The sequence below is a fragment of the Sphingomonas sp. PvP056 genome (genome assembly GCF_040549155.1).
GTDB lineage: Bacteria > Pseudomonadota > Alphaproteobacteria > Sphingomonadales > Sphingomonadaceae > Sphingomonas.
The window spans coordinates 654,290-675,066 of the sequence record NZ_JBEPST010000002.1 but is presented as its reverse complement, the minus strand read 5'-3'; the positions used below and the strand labels follow the sequence as shown (position 1 = coordinate 675,066).

The window sequence follows — 20,777 nt, the reverse complement described above, 5'->3', positions numbered from 1 at the left end:
CCCCCGCCTACGCGGGAGAACGCAAGCGCAATCGCTGTGCGTGCCAAGCGACATGGTCCGCCATGAACGTCGAGATGAAATAATAGCTGTGGTCATACCCCGGCTGCATCCGCAGCGTCAGGTCGATCCCCGCCTCCTCGCACGCCGCCCGCAACAATTCCGGTCGAAGTTGTTCCGCCAGGAAATTGTCCGCGTCTCCCTGATCGACCAACAGCGCCGGTACCCGCGCACCATCCTCGATCTGCGCAACCGCATCATGCCGCCGCCACGCCGCCCGGTCCCCGCCCAGATACCCGCCGAGCGCCTTCACCCCCCACGGCACCTGCGACGGCGCGACGATCGGCGCGAACGCCGACACGCCCGCGAAGCGATCCGGGAACGTCAGCCCGATCGTCAACGCGCCATGCCCGCCCATCGAATGCCCCATGATCCCCTGACGGCCCATATCCGCCGCGAACGTCTCGCCGATCAGCGCCGGGAGTTCCTCCGTGACATAGGTCCACATCCGGTAATGCTCGGCAAACGGTGCCTCGGTCGCATCGACGTAAAACCCCGCGCCCAGCCCGAAGTCATACGCCCCGTCGGGATCGTCCGCCACGCCCTCCCCGCGCGGGCTGGTGTCGGGCGCGACGAGGATCACGCGGTGCGCGGCGCAGGCCGCACGGAACTCGCCTTTTTCGGTCACGTTCGCCTGGGTGCAGGTCAGCCCCGAGAGGAACCACAGCACCGGCAGCGTCTCGCCCTCGGCATGGTCGGGCACGAACACCGAGAAGGTCATCTCGGTCCCCGTCGCGGTCGAGGCGTGGCTGTATACGCCCTGCACCCCGCCATGCGCCCTGACCTCGGATACGGTCTTCACCGCCGCCATCAGAACAGCACCACGCTACGGATGCTCTCGCCCGAATGCATCAGGTCGAAGCCCTTGTTGATCTCGTCGAGCGTCAGGACGTGGGTGATCATCGGGTCGATCTCGATCATCCCGTTCATGTACCAGTCGACGATCTTGGGAACGTCGGTCCGGCCCTTCGCGCCGCCAAACGCGGTGCCGCGCCAGTTGCGCCCGGTGACGAGCTGGAACGGCCGCGTGCTGATTTCCTTGCCCGCTTCCGCCACGCCGATCACGATCGACGTACCCCAGCCGCGATGACATGCTTCCAGCGCCTGCCGCATCACGGTCGTGTTGCCGGTGCAATCGAACGTATAGTCCGCCCCGCCATCGGTCAGCGCGACCAGATGCGCGACGAGATCGCCGCTGACGTCCTTAGGGTTGACGAAGTCGGTCATGCCGAAGCGCCGACCCCATTCCTCGCGGTCCGGGTTGATGTCGACGCCGACGATCTTCGCCGCGCCCGCGAGCCGCGCGCCCTGCAATACGTTGAGCCCGATCCCGCCGAGCCCGAACACGATCACCGTGTCGCCGACCTCGACCTTGGCGGTGTTGACGACCGCGCCGACGCCCGTCGTCACACCGCAGCCGATGTAGCAACTCGTCTTGAACGGTGCGTCCTCGCGGATTTTCGCGACCGCGATCTCGGGGAGGACGGTGAAATTGGAGAAGGTCGAGCAGCCCATGTAATGGAAGATCGGCTGGCCCTTGTAGCTGAAGCGCGTCGTGCCGTCGGGCATCAGCCCCTTCCCTTGCGTCGCGCGGATTGCGGTGCACAGGTTGGTCTTGCCGCTGAGGCACGACTTACACTGGCGGCATTCCGGCGTGTAAAGCGGGATGACATGGTCGCCCGGCTTGACCGAAGTGACGCCCGGCCCGACCTCGCGGACGATGCCGGCCCCTTCATGCCCCAGCACGCTCGGGAACAGCCCCTCGCTGTCGAGCCCGTCGAGCGTATAGGCGTCGGTATGGCAGATACCCGTCGCCATGATCTCGACCAGCACTTCACCCGCCTTGGGGCCTTCCAGGTCGAGTTCGACGATTTCGAGGGGCTTCTTCGCTTCGAACGCGACGGCGGCACGGGTCTTCATGGCATACTCCGGTCTCTGGGCTCGGCGCTTATAGGCCGGCCTTCCATTGCATAAAGCGCAGAGTGGCCGAACGGTCCCGCCAAATGATCCCTAAGCGGCGCCGGGTTTGCCCGGATGCCCCAGGCGCACGTCGTCGCTGTCGAACGTCCGCACGCTCGTGAGATAGTGATAGCCCGCCCAGAAGCCGGTCAGCGACAGCGCGAGCAAAGCATAGCGCAGCGACTCCGCATTGCTCCCCAGCCGCGGCGCGAGCGTGTCGCTGATCCAGCCGACGACTGTGGGCGCGACGATGAGGTTGCACACGTTGGCGGCGAGCAGGCTGATCGCCATCCCTTGCGCGCGCATCGTTGGCGGCAGGAAGTTGAGCAGCAGTGCCATCGTCGGCCCCATGTAGAGATAGACGCACGGGATCACGATCCACAGCATCGCGGTCGCCACGGTCAGCGAATGCGTCCAGAAGATCAGGAAGGACGGGATCGTCGACAGGATCACGATGGCAGCGAGGAACCAGGCGATCCGCTTGACGTCCTGCATCTGCGGCAAAGCTAGCAGTGCGCCGGTCGCGATCGTCGCGAGCGTGCCTGCCCAGAAATAGATCGTCCCCAACCGCGCGCCCGCTTCCGAGGTCGACAGGCCGTAGGCGCGCTCGAAATAGGTCTGCATCCAGAACAGCATCCCCCAGCCCCACAGGCAGATCACCGCGCCCGCCGCATTGATGTGCCACGCCGATCGCTGGGTCCACAGGTAGCGGCACGTCTCGACGAAGGTTGCCGCATCGTCCGCCGTCCCGGGCAGCTCGAACCGTCCGCGCACTGGCTCGCGCACCGTCAGGAAGATGATCGCCCCGAACAACACGCCCGGGACACCCAGCGCGATGAACGCCGCACGCCAGCTATGGAAATGATCGACGATCGCCCCCGCGACGCTGGATCCGAGCCACGCGCCGAGCGGCAACCCCAGCGCCCACAGGGTCAATGCGAACGCGCGACGTCCGCGCGGGAAATTGTCCGCGATGATCGAGGTGGAGGGCGGCGTGCAACCCGCCTCGCCGATCCCGACCCCGATCCGCGCGAGCAGGAACTGCCAGAAATTGTGCGTCAGCCCGAGCAGCGCGGTCATCCCCGACCACGTCACCAGCGCGACCGCGACGATGTTGCGCCGGTTGCCACGGTCCGCATAGCGCGCGATCGGAAGTCCGGCGATGATATAGAAGAAAGCGAGCGACACGCCGGTCAGCCAGCCGACCCCGGTATCGCTCAATCCGAATTCCTTGCGGATCGGCTCAAGCACGGTCGACACGACATAACGGTCCGCGATGTTGAGCGCATAGACCAGGGCGAGGATCGTCACGACATACCAGCGCGCGGGGGACAGGGTTGGCGTCGTCTCGCTACTCAAAAACCGATCTCCGCGGACGTCGTGTCCGCGCATCCTCAATGTTCGCGTCGACGGGGTTACGCAAGAGCGGGACCACAGCAAAGCGTGCTCGTGGGGATTGCCTTTCGCCGACAAACCGGATTGATGCGCGCGGGCATCCACCGCCCGCCCGCGTCCGGAGTACAGGCGATCGCCGCGTCCAAGACCATCAACCGTCGCTGGCTCCCGCTCAATGCGCTGCGCGCGTTCGATGCGGTCGGGCAGCGGATGAGCTTCACCGCGGGTGCGCAGGACCTCGATGTTTCGCAAAGTGCGGTCAGCCGACACGTCATCAGCCTCGAGGACGTGCTGGGACAGAAACTGTTCGACCGTTCCGGCCAGCGTCTTGTCCTGACCGCGGCGGGTGCGACGCTGCTGCCCGAAGTGCGTCGCGCGTTCGATCTGCTCGAACAGACGATGGCCGCGGTCAGCCAGGATCCGCTCAACGGCCGCCCGATCCGAATCCACATTCCGCCGTCGCTGTTGCAGCAGGTCGTCATGCCGATGATCCGCGACTTCCACCGCGCCTATCCCGACGTCCGCATCGACGTCTCGAGCTCGCCCGTCACCGGCATGCCGAGCCACGAGACCGACATGGCGATCGTGTTCGACCGGCCCAACATCGACGACCGCATCACCGACCTGTTGTGGCTCGTCCGCGTCGCGCCAGTCTGCTCCCCCGCACTCGCGCAGGCGAATGCGGGCAAGTCGCTCGAGGCCTTCCTGTCCGACAACGACTTGCTCCACGTCACGCTGGAGGGCGAGGAGCGCGGACTGTTGTGGAGCACGTTCGCGCAGACGATCGGCATCGCGCTCGATATCAACCGTGGCCATGCCTTCGACACGGCATCGCTGGCCGCGCATTATGCGATGCAATCGGGTGGCGTCGCGCTCGCGGACGTCGCGATGTTCGCGCCCGAGATCGCCAGCGGGCAGTTGGTCGTCCCCTATGATGCCGCGATCGACGACGGGTTCGGCTATTATCTAAAACTGCGCGCCGACGATCTCGCCGATCCGACGGTGAGCCTGTTCCGCAGCTGGCTGATCGCGCAATTCGCCGCCCGGCAATAGTTGCTCTGGAGTTGCTCTGGATCAGGCGGATATTTTCCGTCTCGGCATGCCACCATCGTCCGTCGGTGCGTTCTCCTTCTCGCTGGTAGAATGACGAAGGACACCCCGCTGGAACATATTGCCCAATGGATCGCGCCCGTAGCGGCGATGATCGACCGATCCAGGACGGATCCGCGCACGCCCGCACGGCAGGAATTGCCCCCGCTACAGAGCGGCAAAGCCATATGAACATCGCCTATCTCGCAACCCGCATCGCCGAAGTGCTGCGGAAGGACGATCTGATCTTCCTGGCCAACGACGATCAGCAGGCCGAGGCGATCAGCTGCGCGCTCGAAGCGGTCGTAGCCAGATCGCGCGTTTATTTCGTGCCGTCGAGCGACACGCTTCCCGGCGATGTCGCACCTCCATCACCTGCCAATGCGGGCCGGCGGGTTGCCGCGCTCCATGCGCTGCGGGTGGCGCAGTCGGAAAAGAAACGGGAGCGGATCGCGCTCATTCTCAGCGGCGAGGCGGCGGCGCGGCGCTATCCCGCCCCGCCAGCGTTCGACCGCGCACCGCCGACACTGCGGATCGGCGATGCCATCGATGTCGTGGCGTTCGCACCGATGATCGCAGACCTGGGGTACGTCGCGGACGACCGTGTCGATGAGCCCGGCGAAGTCGCCGTCCGTGGGGAGGTCATCGATATCTTCCCCGCAGATGCCAAGCGGCCTGCGCGCATCGATATCGTGGACGGCAAGATCACGGAGATCCGCTGCTTCGACCCGGCAACGCAGCGCACGCTGGACTCGCTGGACTTCCTTGAAGTCGGCCGTGCGGCGGAACCGCCGATGAGCGATCCCGTCGCCATCCTGATGCATCTCAAGCCCGGCCAGATTGCGCTGGCGGACAAGGCCGACCAACGCCGTCTGCGCTTCGTGCAGCTTGCTGGCGACGTCGCGGCGCGCGGAACCGGCAAGGTGGATGCGATCGAGGATGCCGACTGGCAGGCAGCGCTCAAGGACTGGCAGGCGATCGCGCTCGATGACGCGGTGGACGCGGTTCCGCGGTTCGCCGAGGTCAAGGCCCCGCTGGCCAAGCTGGTGCGGTTCACCAAGCCGTTGCTCGCGGACCATGCGCTGGTGCTGGCCGGTAGCCGCCGCGACCTGCGCTTCCTGCGCGGCCGGGTGGCGAAGCGCCTGAGCGTCGAATTTGCGACCGTTCAAGACTGGAGCGACCTCCGCGACCTGGCCCCAGGGGAGGCCGCAATGGTCGAAATGCCCGTCGATTGCGGGTTCGTCGACGACAAGCTCGTCCTCATCACGGCGTCCGATTTGCTCGGCAGCCGGGCGATGCTCGACGATGTCGAAGCGGGGAGCGCCAATCCGCTGGCCGGAGGTGCCGAAATCCGCGTCGGCGATGTCGTGGTGCATGAGGATCATGGCGTCGGCCGCGTGCTCGGGCTCGAACCCGCGCCGAGCATCGGGGCGACCTCGGGCGAGTTGATCGCGCTCGAATATGCAGGGGGCGCGCGGCGTCTGGTCGAGATCGACGACGCCGACCGGATCTGGCGCTACGGTGCCGATGCCGATGCGGTTACGCTCGACAAGCTCGACGGATCGTCGTGGCTGAAACGCCGTGGCGATATCGATGCGGCCATCGCCCAAAGTGCGCGTGGCCTGACCGAACTGGCCGAAGCCCGTGAGACGCTCGAGGCACCCGTGCTCGCCCCTGATCCCGCTGCGTATGAACGGTTCGCCAACGGCTTCCCGTTCAACGAAACCGCCGATCAGGCCCGCGCAATCCATGCGGTGCGCGACGATCTCGCACGCGGCAAGCCGATGGACCGGCTCGTCGTCGGCGATGTCGGCTATGGCAAGACCGAAGTCGCGCTGCGAGCGGCCGGCATCGCCGCGCTCGCGGGCTATCAGGTCGTTGTCGCAGCCCCGACCACGGTGCTGGTCCGCCAGCATCTCGAAAGCTTCCGGCGTCGCTTCGATGCGGCCGGGATCAAGGTCGCTGGGCTATCGCGACTCTCCAGTACAGCCGAGAAGAAAGCAACCAAGGCGGGCCTAGCGGACGGATCGATCCGCGTCGTGATCGGCACCGGCGCAGTGATGGCGAAGGGCGTCAGCTACGCCAACCTCGGGCTCGTCATCATCGACGAGGAACAACGCTTCGGTGCCGCTGACAAGGTGCGCCTGCGCGGATCGGGGAACGTGCACCTGCTGACGCTGAGCGCCACCCCGATCCCCCGCACGCTGCAGATGGCGTTGGTCGGGTTGCAGCAGATTTCGATCATCGCGACCCCGCCCGCGCGTCGCCAGCCGATTCGCACCAGTCTCGACCAATATGACGAAGGGCGTGTCCGCACCGCGCTGCTGCGCGAAAAAGGACGCGGCGGGCAAAGCTTCGTGGTCGTGCCGCGCATCGAGGACATGGCGGGCGTCGGCGAGAAACTGCGGCGCGCGGCCCCCGACCTCAAGATTGTCGAGGCGCACGGCAAGATGCCCGCCACCGACATCGACGAAGTGATGGTGGCGTTTTCGGACGGCGACGGTGACGTGCTGCTCGCCACCAACATCATCGAGGCGGGGCTGGACGTGCCGCGCGCGAACACCATGGTGGTGTGGCGCGCCGACCGGTTCGGGCTGGCGCAATTGCATCAGTTGCGCGGGCGCGTCGGGCGCGGCAACCGGCGTGGGCAGGTCATCCTGCTCACCGATTCCGAGGACGCGATCGCCGAGCGGACCGTCAAGCGGTTGCGTACCCTTGCGACGTTTGACCGATTGGGTGCCGGGTTCGACATCAGCGCGCAGGATCTCGATATGCGGGGTGCCGGCGACCTGCTCGGCGAAACCCAGGCCGGGCATACCAAGCTGATCGGGATCGACCTGTATCAGCATCTGCTGGGCGGTGCGCTGCGCCATGCGCGGGGCGAGGATGTCGAACGCTGGACGCCGCAACTTCATCTCGGTGCCGCCGGCGGTTTCCCGTCCGACTGGATTCCCGAGGACGATGTCCGTTTGTCGCTCTACATCCGGCTCAGTCGGGTGACCGACGATTCCGCGCTCGATGCGTTCGAGGACGAGCTGGTCGACCGGTTCGGGGCGTTGCCAGACGATGCAGTCGCGCTGCTCGCGCGGGCGCGGGTGCGCTTGCTTGCGCGCGATGCCCGGGTGGAGCGGATCGACGCGGGCGCGGCGGCGATCGCGCTGACGCCGCGGCGGGGTTTCACCGCGGATACGGCGGATGCCGGATTGGTCGAGAAGAACGGCCGCTTCCTGCTGACGGAACCAACCGAAGACGCCGCGCGCACCGGGCGCGTCCAGGCGCTGCTGGAGGAACTGGTCGCCTGATACCGAACGGCCCAACGGTCCGATCTGACCTGGCCTGAATCAAGAACGCCCCCGGCACGGATGCCGGGGGCGTTTCGTTTAGAGGGTCTTGGACGACGCGGATCAGGAAATCCGGCGACCCAGTTCCTTGTTGACGCCCAGCGCAATCAGCGTGGCGAGTGCGCCCGACAGCAGGTATCCGCCGGCCGCGATCAGCCCGAAGTTGCTCGCAAGCAGCAAGCCGACCAGCGGCGCAAACCCTGCCCCGACCAGCCACGCCAGATCCGACGTCAGCGCGGCACCGGTATAGCGGCGCGTGCTGCCGAAGTTCGCCGCGACCGCCCCCGAGGACTGACCGAAGGCCACACCAAGCAGCGCGAAGCCGATCAGCACGAAGGTCAGTTCACCGGTATACCCCGCCGACAGCAACTGCGGCGCGAAACCGCTGAACGCTGCGATCCCGGCCGCCGTGACACCGAGAAGATAACGACGCCCGACGCGGTCTGCGATCAACCCCGACGCGATCACCCCGATGACGCCGACGATCCCGCCGAAGATTTCGATCGAGAGGAACCGCTCCGGGTTCTGGTTGGTGAACAGATGCACCCACGACAGCGGGAACACGGTGACCATGTGGAACAGCGCAAAGCTTGCCAGCGGCGCGAAGGCACCGATGACGATGTTGCGCCAATCGCTCTTGATCGTCTCCATGACATGCGAAGGCTCGAGCTCGCGGCTCTCGAACATCGCGGCATAATGCGGCGTCGACACCATACGCAGACGCGCGAACAGCGCGACGACGTTGATCGCGAACGCGACGAAGAACGGATAGCGCCAGCCCCAGTCGAGGAAGTCGGCGGGCGACAGCGTGGTCAGGAAGAAGGCGAACAGCGCGCTCGCGACGATCAGCCCAAGCGGCGCGCCGAGCTGCGGGATCATCGCATACCAGCCGCGCTTGTTCTCCGGAGCATTGAGCGCGAGCAGCGAGGCAAGACCGTCCCATGCCCCGCCGAGCGCGATGCCCTGCCCGATGCGGAACAGCGCGAGCAGCACGATCGCCCAGCCGCCGATCGTCTCATAGCCGGGCAGGAACGCGACCGCTGCGGTAGACCCGCCAAGCAGGAACAGCGCGATCGTCAGCTTCGTCCCGCGACCGAGCACCTGGTCGACCGAGAGGAAGATCAACGACCCGATCGGGCGCGCGACGAATGCCAGCGCGAAGATCGCGAACGAATAGAGCGTACCGGTCAGCCGGTCGACGAACGGAAAGATCAGCGCCGGGAACACCAGCACCGACGCGATCGCGTAGACGAAAAAGTCGAAGAATTCGGAGGTACGGCCGATGACGACGCCGATCGCGATTTCATTCGGATCGACATGGCCATCGCCGTGCGCATGGCGCGCGTTGATCGCACGCGCATCGCGTTCGGCATTATGGGATGCGGTTTGTACAGTCATCGTTGGCGTCTTCCTGGACCGCGGGACGATCGGTCATTGCAGCTTCTATGCCTCATACCATGTCGCGATGGCATTGGACAAAATGTCCAATGTCGCAGCGCAGCATCTGTGTATAGCGCGCCGCTATGCCCTCCCTACGTCACACCCCGATTCCCCGTCGCCCGATTCGCAATATGCTGGCCGCGGGCGCGCTCGCGCTGCTGCTCGGCGGTTGCAACATGGTCGTCATGAACCCCGCCGGCGACGTCGCCCTCCAGCAACGCGATCTGGTCATCTTCTCGACCGCGTTGATGTTGCTGATCGTGCTGCCGGTGATCGGGCTGGTCTGCCTGTTTGCGTGGAAGTACCGCGCGAGCAACGAGACGACCGATTACGATCCCGACTGGGATCACTCGTCGCAGCTCGAGTTGCTGATCTGGGCGGCGCCGCTGCTGATCGTGATCTGCCTCGGCGCGGTGACGTGGACGGGGACGCATCTGCTCGATCCGTATCGCCCGATCGGTCGCATCGCCGCGGGCAAGCCGCTGGTGGCGAACGTCAAGCCGCTCGAGGTCGAGGTGATCGCGCTCGATTGGAAGTGGATGTTCGTCTATCCGGAATATGGCTTCGCGACCGTCAACGAGCTCGCGGCACCGGTCGACCGGCCGATCCATTTCCGCCTGACCTCGTCGTCGGTGATGAACGCTTTCTACATCCCGACGCTCGCCGGCATGATCTACGCGATGCCGTCGATGGAGACCCAGCTCAACGCGGTGATCAACAAGCCCGGCAATTACGCAGGGTTCTCGTCAAACTACTCGGGTGCCGGTTTCTCCGACATGCGCTTCCGGTTTTACGGGATGACCGATGGCGACTTCAACGCCTGGGTCGCGCGGAACAAGGCGGCGGGTGGAAACCTGACGCGGGCTGACTATCTCAAGCTTGAAAAGCCGTCGGAGAAGGTTCCGGTGATGCGCTTCGCCAACGTCGATCCGACGATTTACAGCGCCGTCGTCAACCAGTGCATCCGCCCCGGCACGACGTGCATGAGCGAGATGATGAAGAAAGACATGCAGGACAGCGCGGCAATGGAAGGCAAGCCCAACAGCGGTAACGCCGAAGGCAAACGGACCTCGTCCCCGCTGACGACGCGTGACGCCGGGCAGGCACCGCCGAAAAGCCCATCCGACGTCCCGCAACGCGGGCCTTCGAAACCCGAAGACTCCAATACGCCCAAGCAGCGCCCCCTCTAAATGGCCAGTACCATGCAAGCTTCACCCCTCAACGTCAGTCCGATCCTCGGCCGCTTTACGCTTGAGTCGCTGCCGCTCCATGAACCGATCGTCGTCGCCACCTTCTGTGGCGTCGCACTCGGCGGGATCGCGCTGCTCGCGGCACTCACCTACTTCAAACTGTGGGGCTATCTCTGGAAGGAGTGGTTCACCAGCGTCGATCACAAGAAGATCGGGATCATGTACATGATCCTCGGTATCGTCATGCTGCTGCGCGGCTTCTCCGACGCGATCATGATGCGCGCACAGCAAGCGATGGCGTTCGGCAACGAAGGCTATCTCAACGCCCATCACTATGACCAGGTGTTCACCGCGCACGGTGTCATCATGATCTTCTTCGTCGCGATGCCATTCGTGACGGGCCTGATGAACTACGTCGTCCCGCTCCAGATCGGTGCGCGCGACGTGTCCTTCCCCTTCCTCAACAACTTCAGCTTCTGGATGACCACTGCAGGCGCGGTGATCATCATGATGAGCCTGTTCGTCGGTGAGTTCGCACAGACCGGCTGGCTCGCCATGCCGCCGCTGTCGGGGATCGGCTACAGCCCGGGGGTCGGTGTCGACTATTACATCTGGTCGCTCCAGATCGCGGGTGTCGGCACGCTGCTGTCGGGCGTCAACCTGATCGCCACCATCGTCAAGATGCGCGCGCCGGGCATGACCATGATGAAGATGCCGATCTTCTGCTGGACCGCCCTCTGCACCAACATCCTGATCGTAGCAGCCTTCCCGGTCCTGACCGCGGTGCTCGCGCTGCTCAGCCTCGACCGGTACGTCGACACCGCGTTCTTCACGAACACGCTCGGCGGCAACCCGATGATGTACGTCAACCTGATCTGGATCTGGGGTCACCCCGAGGTTTACATCCTGATCCTCCCGATGTTCGGCGTGTTCAGCGAGGTCACCTCGACCTTCTCGGGCAAGCGCATCTTCGGCTACACCTCGATGGTGTATGCGACCATGGTCATCACCCTGCTCGCCTACCTCGTCTGGCTGCACCACTTCTTCACCATGGGGTCGGGCGCGAGCGTCAACTCGTTCTTCGGCATCACCACGATGATCATCTCGATCCCGACGGGCGCGAAGATCTTCAACTGGCTGTTCACGATGTACCGTGGCCGGGTGCGCTTCGAGCTGCCGATGATGTGGACAATCGCATTCATGATCACCTTCACGATCGGCGGCATGACCGGCGTTCTGCTCGCAGTGCCGCCAGCCGACTTCGTGCTCCACAACTCGCTGTTCCTCGTCGCCCACTTCCACAACGTCATCATCGGCGGCGTGGTGTTCGGTGCCTTCGCCGGGATCAACTACTGGTTCCCCAAGGCGTTCGGGTTCCGCCTCAACGACTTCTGGGGCAAGGTGTCGTTCTGGTGCTGGGTCGTGGGCTTCTACCTCGCGTTCATGCCGCTCTACGTGCTCGGCCTGATGGGCGTCACGCGTCGCCTGCGCACCTTCGAGGATCCGAGCCTGCAGATCTGGTTCATCATCGCAGGGATCGGCGCGTTGCTGATCGCCGCAGGGATCGGTGCCATGCTGCTTCAGTTCGCGGTCAGCATCCGCGATCGCGAGAAGCTGCGCGACACCACCGGTGACCCGTGGAACGGCCGTACGCTCGAATGGGCAACCTCGTCGCCGCCGCCAGATTACAACTTCGCCTTTACCCCGGTCATCCACCAGGGCGATGCGTGGGCGGACATGAAGACGCGCGCCTATGAGCGTCCGATCACGGGCTTCAAGGACATCCACATGCCCTCGAATACCGGCTCGGGTGTCATCCTCGCTGGTCTGTGCGTCGCCTTTGGCGTCGGCATGATCTGGTACGTCTGGTGGCTCGCCGCGGTCAGCTTCGTCGCCATCCTGGGCGTCTCGATCGGTCACACGTTCATCTACAAGCGTGACTATTACATCCCGAAGGCGATCGTCGCCGCAAAGGAGGACGCCCGTACGGCGGCCCTCGCGGAGGCAAAGGCATGAGCGCGTCCACGTCCGATTACGATATCGACACGTTCCACCTGGCGGAGGAGCCGCATCATCCGGAGGGGTCGAGCACGATGCTCGGCTTCTGGCTCTACCTGATGAGCGACTGCCTGATCTTCGCGATGCTTTTCGCGACCTACGGTGTGCTCGGCACCAGCTATGCGGGGGGCCCCGGCCCCAAGCAGCTGTTCGAGCTGCCGCTGGTCGCGGTCAACACGGCGATGCTGCTGTTCTCTTCGATCACTTACGGCTTCGCGATGCTCGCGATGACCAACGGGAAGGTGCGTTCGACCCAGCTGTGGCTGTTCGTCACCGCGCTGTTCGGCATGGCCTTCATCAGCATCGAGCTCTACGAGTTCGCCAACCTGATCCATGAAGGCGCGACCCCGCAGAAGAGTGCGTTCCTGTCGTCCTTCTTCACGCTGGTCGCGACGCACGGGCTCCACGTCACCTTCGGGCTGATCTGGCTGTTCACGCTGATGGTGCAGATCCAGGTCAAGGGCCTGATCCCCGCCAACCAGCGCCGCCTGATGTGCCTCAGCCTGTTCTGGCACTTCCTCGACGTCATCTGGATCGGCGTCTTCACCTTTGTCTATCTGCTGGGAATGCTGCGATGAGCGCTGACCTCCACCACACCGCGCACGATCACGCAGGCCATGGCCATGACGATCACGACGCGCATCTGCACGAAGAGTCGCACGGCTCGTACAAGAGCTACTTCATCGGTTTCGGCCTGTCGGTCATCCTGACGGCGATCCCGTTCTGGCTGGTGATGACGCGGACGCTGACCAATCAGGCGACCGCGCTGATCATCATGGCGTTTGCTGCGGTGCAGATGGTCGTCCACATGATCTTCTTCCTGCACATGAACCGTCGTGCCGAAGGCGGCTGGTCCATCATGGCGCTGATCTTCACGATCGTCATCGTCGGGATCGCGCTCAGCGGGTCGCTCTGGGTCATGTATCACATGAACGCGAACATGATGCCGACCGAAGACATGAGCCAGATGGGGTGACCACGTCCGGGCAGCGGATCCGACGCGGCGCGGTCATCATCGCGTGGCTGCTCGTGATCGTGGCGCTGCTCGGGCTTGGTACGTGGCAGGTCCAGCGGCGTAGCTGGAAGCTGGACCTGATCGCGCGGGTAGAAGCGCGCATCCACGCTCCACCGGTCGCCGCGCCGGATACCGCGGGCAAAAACGATTCCTATCTGCGGGTCCGGGCCACAGGGACCTACGTCGCGGGTAAGGACACCTTCGTTCAGGCCTCCACCGTGCGGGGTCCCGGCTATTGGGCGATGACCCCGTTACGGCGCGCCGACGGATCGGTATTGCTCATCAACCGCGGCTATGTCCCGGACCGCAAGGCGCTCCCTCCCCCGACCGGTGTGGTCGGCGTAACCGGATTGCTCCGGCTGAGCGAACCCGGTGGCGGGTTCCTGCGCAGCAACGCGCCTGCGGCCGACCGCTGGTATTCACGCGACGTTGCGGCGATTGCTGCGCACCGGGGGCTCGGCCCCACGCAAAGCTATTTCGTCGATGCCGACGCCGGCGATAAACGCCCTGGTGCGCCGGTGGGCGGGCTGACCGTGGTGCGCTTTCCCAACAGTCACCTTGTTTATGCGGTGACATGGTTCATTCTGGCCCTCATGTGCGCCGCCGGATTCGTGTATTGGATACGCCAGGAACGGCACCGGCCCGACGATCGCGCGGCATGAGCGCGACCGTGGCGAACTGGCGCGGTGTGCCGGTCTCACAGACCGCGGGCCACGCCAACATGCTGCAACTCGTCGAGCTGCGCTGGATGGCGGTGGCGGGACAATTGGCGACGATCCTGCTGACGCATCTGGTGTTCGGCATCCGCCTGCCGATGATGCCGATGCTCAGCGTGCTGACCGGGCTGGTCATTCTCAATGCCGCCAGCCTGCTGCGGCTCCGGCGGGAATCGCCGATCACCAACGGCGCCTTGTTCGGTGGCCTGCTGCTCGACGTGCTCGGCCTCAGCGCGCAGCTGTATTTCAGCGGCGGGGCGACCAACCCGTTCGTCTCGCTGTTCCTGTTGCAGGTCGTCCTTGGATCGGTCTTGCTGGCAAGCTGGTCCGCCTGGACGATCGTTGCCGCGACGAGCCTGTCGTTCATTTTCCTGACGGCATTCTATCGGCCGATCACCCTGCCCCACGACTTCGACCGGTCGTTGTTCGCGTTGCACGTCCAGGGCATGTGGGTCTGCTTCGCGCTTGTCGCCGTGCTGCTGGTGGCCTTCGTCGGCCGGATCAACACCAACCTGCGGGCGCAGGACAGTCGGCTGGCGGATATCGAGCGGCAGGCGGTCGAGGAAGAGCATATCGTCCGGATCGGCATGCTCGCGTCCGGGGCCGCGCACGAGCTGGGAACGCCCCTGTCGTCGCTGTCGGTGATCCTCGGCGACTGGCGCCGCAACCCGACCGTCGCCCGCAACGCCGAACTGATGCGCGACATCGAGGAGATGCAGGCGGAAGTCCATCGCTGCAAGGCGATCGTAACGAGCATCCTCCTGTCGTCGGGCGACGCGCGCGGGGAGCAATCCGCCGCGACGACGGTGCGCGGGTTCGTCGACCGCGTCGTCGCCGACTGGATCGCTGCGCGGGGCTTCGCCCACGCCACCTATGACGACCGCTTCGGCGCGGACGTTCCGATCGTATCGGATCTCGTTCTGCAGCAGGCGGTGTTCAACATGCTCGACAATGCCGCGGAATATTCCCCACAGCGGATCGACATCACGCTCGCCCGTGATGACGACGATGTGGTGCTGACGGTCCGCGACGCCGGCCCCGGCTTCGCGGCGCAACAGCTCGGCAACATCGGCAAGCCGTACAACAGCACCAAGCCCGAGCTCGGCCGTGGCATGGGCCTGTTCCTCGCCAGCAATGTCGCGCGCAAGCTCGACGGCGCGTTGACGGCGCGCAACCAGCCGCGCAGTGGGGCCGAGGTCACGTTCCGGCTGCCGCTGGCAGCAATCGCCCTGGGAAGGGACTGACATGTCCGGCAATCCGTTGTTGCTCATCATCGAAGACGACGCCGCGTTCGCGCGTACGTTGCAGCGATCGTTCCAGCGCCGCGACTATGAGGTCGTCGTCGCCGAGGGGCCCGCCGAACTCGCCGACGTGCTGGCATCGCGCACACCCGATTATGCGGTTGTCGACCTGAAACTCGCGAGCAGTTCCGGGCTCGCCTGCGTCGAGACATTGCGCGCGCATGATCCGGACACCGTCATCGTCGTCCTGACCGGCTATGCGAGTATCTCGACCGCGGTTCAGGCAATCAAGCTCGGCGCGACGTCGTACCTCGCCAAGCCCGCCAATACCGACGACATCGAACGCGCGTTCGGCATGACCGTCGGCGATGCGGACGTTCCGATCAGCAATCGGCAGACGTCGATCAAGACGATCGAATGGGAACGGATCAACGAAACGCTGGAGGCGACCGGCTTCAACGTGTCGGAAACGGCGCGGCGGCTGGGGATGCACCGTCGGACATTGGCCAGAAAACTGGAAAAACGCCGGGTCGTTTAGGCAGTCGAGCCGCGACCGACGTTATAAGGCCGGTGCCGTGATCACTTGGCGGACCTGGATTCGCGCCAGTTGTAGCTGGCCAACCCAAAATGTTTCCAGACAAAATCTCCGAACCTAACAAATGTACATGACAGGCTATTTATCGCCTGATTTTTAACCAAACCTACACGACTCACGGCCCATCAGTACCGTGATGGCAATTACTGCCACGGGTAGTTGTTACCCTGTCCCGATACGAAAATCGGACAACCTTCGAAAATCCTGATGTTTACGGCGTGCCTGTCCATTTGGGAGCGGCGCGTCCGGCGGTTGTCCGTCTTGTATGAGGACGTGTGTATGAAGTTTGGTTATCTGACGCTGACTTTGGCAGCGAGCACCGCCTCCCTGCAGGCGCAACGAGTTCCGACTGTCGGGGGTCAGCTCCAGCAGATCCCGCCGGCACCGATGACCTCCCGTGACGATCCGAGCCTGGTGGTCGCTGTTCCCGCCAAACCCGCAGCGGCCGATCCGACGGGCGTCCGCATCCGCGTAGCGCAGCTGCGTATCAGCGGGCAGACGCTGTACGACGAAGCAACGCTGGTCCGCGCGAGCGGTATCACGACCGGGTCAGACCTCAACCTCGCCGATCTTCGCGCCGCTGCGGCGCGCGTGGCTGCCTTCTACAAGGCGCGCGGCTATTTCCTCGCGCAAGCTTATCTGCCCGCGCAGGACGTGCAGGGCGGATCGGTGACGATCGCGGTTCTGGAGGGACGCTACGGCGCGATATCGGTCGACAATGCGACGAACCTCAATGCCGGAGTCCCGCGCCGCATCCTGCGCGGGATCGATACGGGGGATGTCGTCGCCGCCGCACCGCTCGAGCGTCGTCTGCTCCTCCTGTCCGACATTCCGGGGGTGGCGGTCCAGTCCACGCTCTCCCCCGGGACCGACTTCGGCGCATCCAACCTCAACGTCGCGATTGCACCGGGACGGCGCATCACCGGGGACGTGTCGGTCGATAATGCCGGCAACCGCTACACCGGCGCGTATCGCGGCGGCGGGTCGGTCAACCTCAACAACGCGACCGGGCTCGGCGACACGCTCGGCGTGCGCGTGCTCGCGTCGACCGAAGGCATGGCCTATGGGCGGGCATCGTGGCAGGTGCCGATCGGCAACCTGACCGTCGGGGCGGCCTATGCGCATTTCCGCTACGATCTCAGCCACGAATTCGAAAGCCTCGACGCGCACGGCACCGCCGACATTGCCGCGCTATACGCAAGCTACCCGCTGATCCGGACTCGCGCGGCCAATCTCTATGCGGTCGGCGAACTCGATGCGAAATGGTATGACGATCGCATCGATCTGACCGACGCCCGCTCGTTCCGGATGAGCAAGACCGCAACGCTTGGCCTGAACGGCAACAGCCGCGATGGCCTGGGCGGGGGCGGCGTCAACGTCGCTTCGATCGGCTGGACGATCGGCAACCTCGACCTGCGCACCCCGCTTGATCGCGCCGCGGATGCCCTGGCAGCGCGCAGCGACGGGACGTTCAACAAGTTCAACTTCAGCGTAGCGCGGTTGCAGAGCGTGTCCGGACCGTTGTCGCTATACGGTGCGGTGCGCGGACAGGTAGCGCTCGACAATCTCGATCCGTCGGAAAAGATGGAATTGGGCGGTGCCTATAACGTCCGCGCCTATCCCGAAGGCGAAGCGTTCGGTGACCAGGGCTATGTCGCGACCGCCGAAGCGCGGCTGACGCTGGACGAGTGGACGCGGGGCGTTCCGGGGCAGTTCCAGCTGATCGGGTTCGTCGACACCGGCCACGTCCAATATGCCAAGAACAAGTGGTTTTCCGGGCGAAACCACCGGCAGCGCAGCGGCTACGGCGTTGGGCTGGCGTGGATGGGACCGCAGAATATCACGCTGCGCGGCACGTACGCGCGCAAGATCGGCGACATCGCGGCAACCTCCGCCCCCGATCGTGACGGCCAGTTCTGGTTCCAGGTCGCCAAGACCTTCTGACGCGCGCGCGTCCTCGCGGCGCCGTCTGCTCCTTCTTTCCGGGATATCGATCATGACCACCATCGGACATGCTTTCACCACACGCCACTGCCGCCAACGCCTGCTCGAGACGACGGGGCTTCGCGGTATCGTCCGCGCAACCCTGCTCGGTTTCGCCGCCACCATCGGTCTTGCCGGACAGGCCCATGCGCAAGCACAACCGCTCCCGACCGGGGGCACCGTCACTGCGGGTAGTGCTGCCATCGCGACGGGTACGAACGCCGTCACTGTCACCCAGTCGAGCAACGCCGCCGCGATCAACTGGCAGAGTTTCGACATCGCTGCGGGCAACACCGTCACCTTCGTCCAGCCGAACAGCAACGCCGTCGCGCTCAACCGCGTCACCGGGCCGGATGCTTCGCAAATCCTCGGTAACCTGAACGCCAACGGCAAGGTGTTCCTGATCAACCCGAACGGCGTGCTGTTCGGCGTGGGGTCGCAAGTCAACGTTGCGGGGCTGGTTGCCTCGACGCTCAACGTCTCGGACGCGGACTTCATGGCGGGCCGATATGCTTTCAGCGGGTCGGGCAAGGGCTCGGTACTCAATCAGGGGACGATCACCGCCGGCGATGGCGGCTATGTCGCCTTGCTGGGCGGACATGTCGGCAATGACGGCACGATCAGCGCACGACTGGGTACGGTTGCGCTGGCGGGCGGGGAAGCAATTACGCTCGACGTCGCGGGCGACGGCCTGCTCAACGTCGTGGTCGACGCCGGAACCGTCGGCGCACTGGTCCGCAACGGCGGGTTGATCCGCGCGAACGGCGGGACCGTGCTGATGACCGCGCAAGGTACGGGCACGCTGCTCGGTACCGTCGTCAACAACAGCGGGGTCGTTGAAGCACACACGATCGACACGCGCGGCGGGACAATCAAGCTGCTCGGCGACATGCAGAACGGGTCGCTGGCGCTGACCGGAACGCTCGATGCGAGCGCACCCGACGGCGGCAATGGCGGCTTCATCGAAACGTCCGCCGCGACCGTGACCATCGCCGACTCTGCGCGGGTCACCACCGCGGCACCGTCGGGCACCACGGGGTTGTGGCTGATCGATCCGCAGGACTTCATCATCGGCGCGGGCGGCAACATTTCCGGATCGACGCTATCGGCGTTGCTGGTGACCAACAGCGTCACGATCAGCACGCTGCCTACCGGAACGGTCACCACCCCGGGAACGCCACCGACGACCGAGATCGGCACGACCGCCCCCGGCAACGGCGACATCATCGTCAACGACGCGATCGCCTGGACGGCGACGCCCAGCACGACAACGCTTCGGCTCAACGCGGAACGCGACGTCGTCTTCAACAATTCGGTCTCGGCGACGAACGGAAACATCGTGGCCTGTTGCGGACGCGACGTCGTCGTCAACGCCGCGCTTACGACGACCAACGGCAGCCATCTCCTGAATGCCGGACGCAACGTCAACGTGCTCGCGGCGATCACCACGACCGACGGCAACATCGCGCTGTGTGCGGGCGTCGATGCGTTCATCGCGGCCTCCATAACGCTGACGCGCGGCACCACCATTCCCGCGCAAAGCCTCGGGCTGGATCCGGGGTTGCTGATCATCGCGGGGGCTTCGGGCACGGGGCCCGGCGTAGGCGGCGGCACGCTGAGCTTCGCTCCGGGTACGGCGCCGGTCACCGTCACCGGACCCAACGCGGCGGCGGTGATCAACTACAACCCGGTCTCCTATTCGGCACCGACCGACTATTCGGGGTTCTTCACGCTCAGCCTTGGCGCGTCGGTGACGCAACGGATGCTCGTTTTCCCCGGCAGCACCAAGGTCGCCGACGGCACCACCGCCACCACGCTCGCCGGGTTCAACGGCACGACGGTTACCGGCTTGCCGGACGGTATCACCCTGCTTGCAGGACCTGATTCCAGCGCCGTCTATGACAGTGCGGATGCCGGCAGTAACATCGGCATCACTTTCTCCGGCTATTCGCTGGGGGGTGCCAATGCCGCGCAATATGCACTTGCAGGATCGTGCTGCGTTTCAACCTTCCGGACATCGGGAACGATCACGCCGGCCGCGGTGGTAGTCCCGCCGGTCGAAACGCCGCCCGTCGAAACACCGCCCGTTGTGGTCGTCCCACCGGTCGTCGAGACACCGCCCGTCGTCGTCGTTCCGCCGGTCGTCGAGACACCGCCCGTCGTCGTCGTTCCGCCGGTCGTCGAAACACCGCCCGTCGTCATCGTCCCGCCGGTCGTCGAGACGCCCCCCGTCGTCGTCGTCCCGCCGGTCGTCGAAACGCCCCCCGTCGTCGTCGTCCCACCGGTCGTCGAAACGCCCCCCGTCTTCGCCGTCCCACCGGTCGTCGAAACGCCTCCCGTCGTCGTCGTCCCGCCGGTCGTCGAAACCCCGCCCGTCGTCGTCCCGCCGGTCGTCGAAACGCCCCCCGTCACCTTCGTCCCACCGGTCGCCGAAACGCCCCCGCTCAATGTGCCGCCGGTTGTTGTCCTGCCGCGCCTCCCGAACGCGCCACCGGTCCTGCTACAGCCGGTCCAGCCGCCCGAGCGTCCGTATGCCCCGATCGTGCCGACCGTAATCATTCCCCAGCCGCTTCCCCCGACGCTGGAAACGCTGTTGCCGCCGGTCCCGGTCGCGCCGCAGCAACCGACCGCACCGCTGTATGCGACGCCTGCACCGCGTTCGGCGGTCGTGCTTCCGGCCAAACAGGCGCGTAACTGA

General features: G+C 65.1%; 15 protein-coding genes. 11 read left to right on the top strand and 4 right to left on the bottom strand.

What is annotated here, in order from left to right:
* Positions 1-7 precede the first annotated feature (7 nt).
* From fghA to ABIC17_RS07360, 3 genes are all read right to left on the bottom strand, one after another.
* Entirely contained in the window at positions 8-868 is an 861-nt protein-coding gene (fghA, locus tag ABIC17_RS07370) for an S-formylglutathione hydrolase (protein ID WP_354280480.1), read from the bottom strand.
* Positions 868-1,977, bottom strand: coding sequence for an S-(hydroxymethyl)glutathione dehydrogenase/class III alcohol dehydrogenase (locus ABIC17_RS07365; protein ID WP_010217246.1), 1,110 nt, complete (start codon positions 1,975-1,977; stop codon positions 868-870). Before ABIC17_RS07365 ends, fghA begins: the two co-directional genes overlap by 1 nt.
* A gap of 90 nt (positions 1,978-2,067) precedes the next feature.
* The gene (locus ABIC17_RS07360) at positions 2,068-3,375 is read right to left on the bottom strand and encodes a spinster family MFS transporter (RefSeq protein ID WP_354280479.1); all 1,308 of its coding nucleotides are present in this window, start codon (positions 3,373-3,375) and stop codon (positions 2,068-2,070) included.
* 123 nt (positions 3,376-3,498) lie between these two features.
* Here ABIC17_RS07360 and ABIC17_RS07355 point away from each other — a divergent pair, with 123 nt between their 5' ends.
* Together ABIC17_RS07355 and ABIC17_RS07350 are read left to right on the top strand one after the other, a co-directional pair.
* Complete coding sequence (locus ABIC17_RS07355; protein WP_354280477.1) at positions 3,499-4,464, top strand: LysR substrate-binding domain-containing protein; 966 nt, start codon at positions 3,499-3,501, stop codon at positions 4,462-4,464.
* 224 nt (positions 4,465-4,688) lie between these two features.
* Complete coding sequence (locus ABIC17_RS07350) at positions 4,689-7,802, top strand: helicase-related protein (protein ID WP_354280618.1); 3,114 nt, start codon at positions 4,689-4,691, stop codon at positions 7,800-7,802.
* Positions 7,803-7,904: 102 nt separating this feature from the next.
* On the opposite strand, the gene ABIC17_RS07345 is transcribed toward ABIC17_RS07350, so the two are convergent.
* The gene (locus tag ABIC17_RS07345; RefSeq protein WP_354280475.1) at positions 7,905-9,239 is read right to left on the bottom strand and encodes an MFS transporter; all 1,335 of its coding nucleotides are present in this window, start codon (positions 9,237-9,239) and stop codon (positions 7,905-7,907) included.
* Between the two features lie 173 nt (positions 9,240-9,412).
* On the opposite strand from ABIC17_RS07345, the gene cyoA reads away from it, so the two are divergent.
* The 9 genes from cyoA (at position 9,413) to ABIC17_RS07300 (ending at position 20,777) form a co-directional block, all read left to right on the top strand.
* A complete protein-coding gene (cyoA, locus tag ABIC17_RS07340) occupies positions 9,413-10,471 on the top strand; it encodes a ubiquinol oxidase subunit II (RefSeq protein ID WP_354280473.1) in 1,059 nt (352 codons plus the stop codon).
* 12 nt (positions 10,472-10,483) lie between these two features.
* Positions 10,484-12,487: a cytochrome o ubiquinol oxidase subunit I gene (cyoB, locus tag ABIC17_RS07335; protein ID WP_354280471.1), complete on the top strand. Its 2,004-nt coding sequence runs from the start codon at positions 10,484-10,486 to the stop codon at positions 12,485-12,487.
* On the top strand, positions 12,484-13,107 hold the full coding sequence (gene cyoC / locus ABIC17_RS07330; protein WP_354280469.1) for a cytochrome o ubiquinol oxidase subunit III: 624 nt from the start codon (positions 12,484-12,486) through the stop codon (positions 13,105-13,107). The genes cyoB and cyoC overlap by 4 nt, the downstream gene beginning before the upstream one ends.
* Positions 13,104-13,505 (top strand): cytochrome o ubiquinol oxidase subunit IV, encoded by a 402-nt coding sequence (cyoD, locus tag ABIC17_RS07325; protein WP_354280467.1) that lies wholly within the window; start codon positions 13,104-13,106, stop codon positions 13,503-13,505. Before cyoC ends, cyoD begins: the two co-directional genes overlap by 4 nt.
* Entirely contained in the window at positions 13,502-14,206 is a 705-nt protein-coding gene (locus ABIC17_RS07320) for an SURF1 family protein (protein WP_502958420.1), read from the top strand. The genes cyoD and ABIC17_RS07320 overlap by 4 nt, the downstream gene beginning before the upstream one ends.
* Entirely contained in the window at positions 14,203-15,504 is a 1,302-nt protein-coding gene (locus ABIC17_RS07315) for an ATP-binding protein (protein ID WP_354280465.1), read from the top strand. Before ABIC17_RS07320 ends, ABIC17_RS07315 begins: the two co-directional genes overlap by 4 nt.
* Before the next feature lies 1 nt (position 15,505).
* Positions 15,506-16,039: a response regulator transcription factor gene (locus ABIC17_RS07310; RefSeq protein WP_354280463.1), complete on the top strand. Its 534-nt coding sequence runs from the start codon at positions 15,506-15,508 to the stop codon at positions 16,037-16,039.
* Between the two features lie 336 nt (positions 16,040-16,375).
* Positions 16,376-18,040, top strand: a complete 1,665-nt coding sequence (locus ABIC17_RS07305) for a ShlB/FhaC/HecB family hemolysin secretion/activation protein (RefSeq protein WP_354280461.1) — start codon at positions 16,376-16,378, stop codon at positions 18,038-18,040.
* Positions 18,041-18,092: 52 nt separating this feature from the next.
* Complete coding sequence (locus ABIC17_RS07300; protein ID WP_354280459.1) at positions 18,093-20,777, top strand: two-partner secretion domain-containing protein; 2,685 nt, start codon at positions 18,093-18,095, stop codon at positions 20,775-20,777.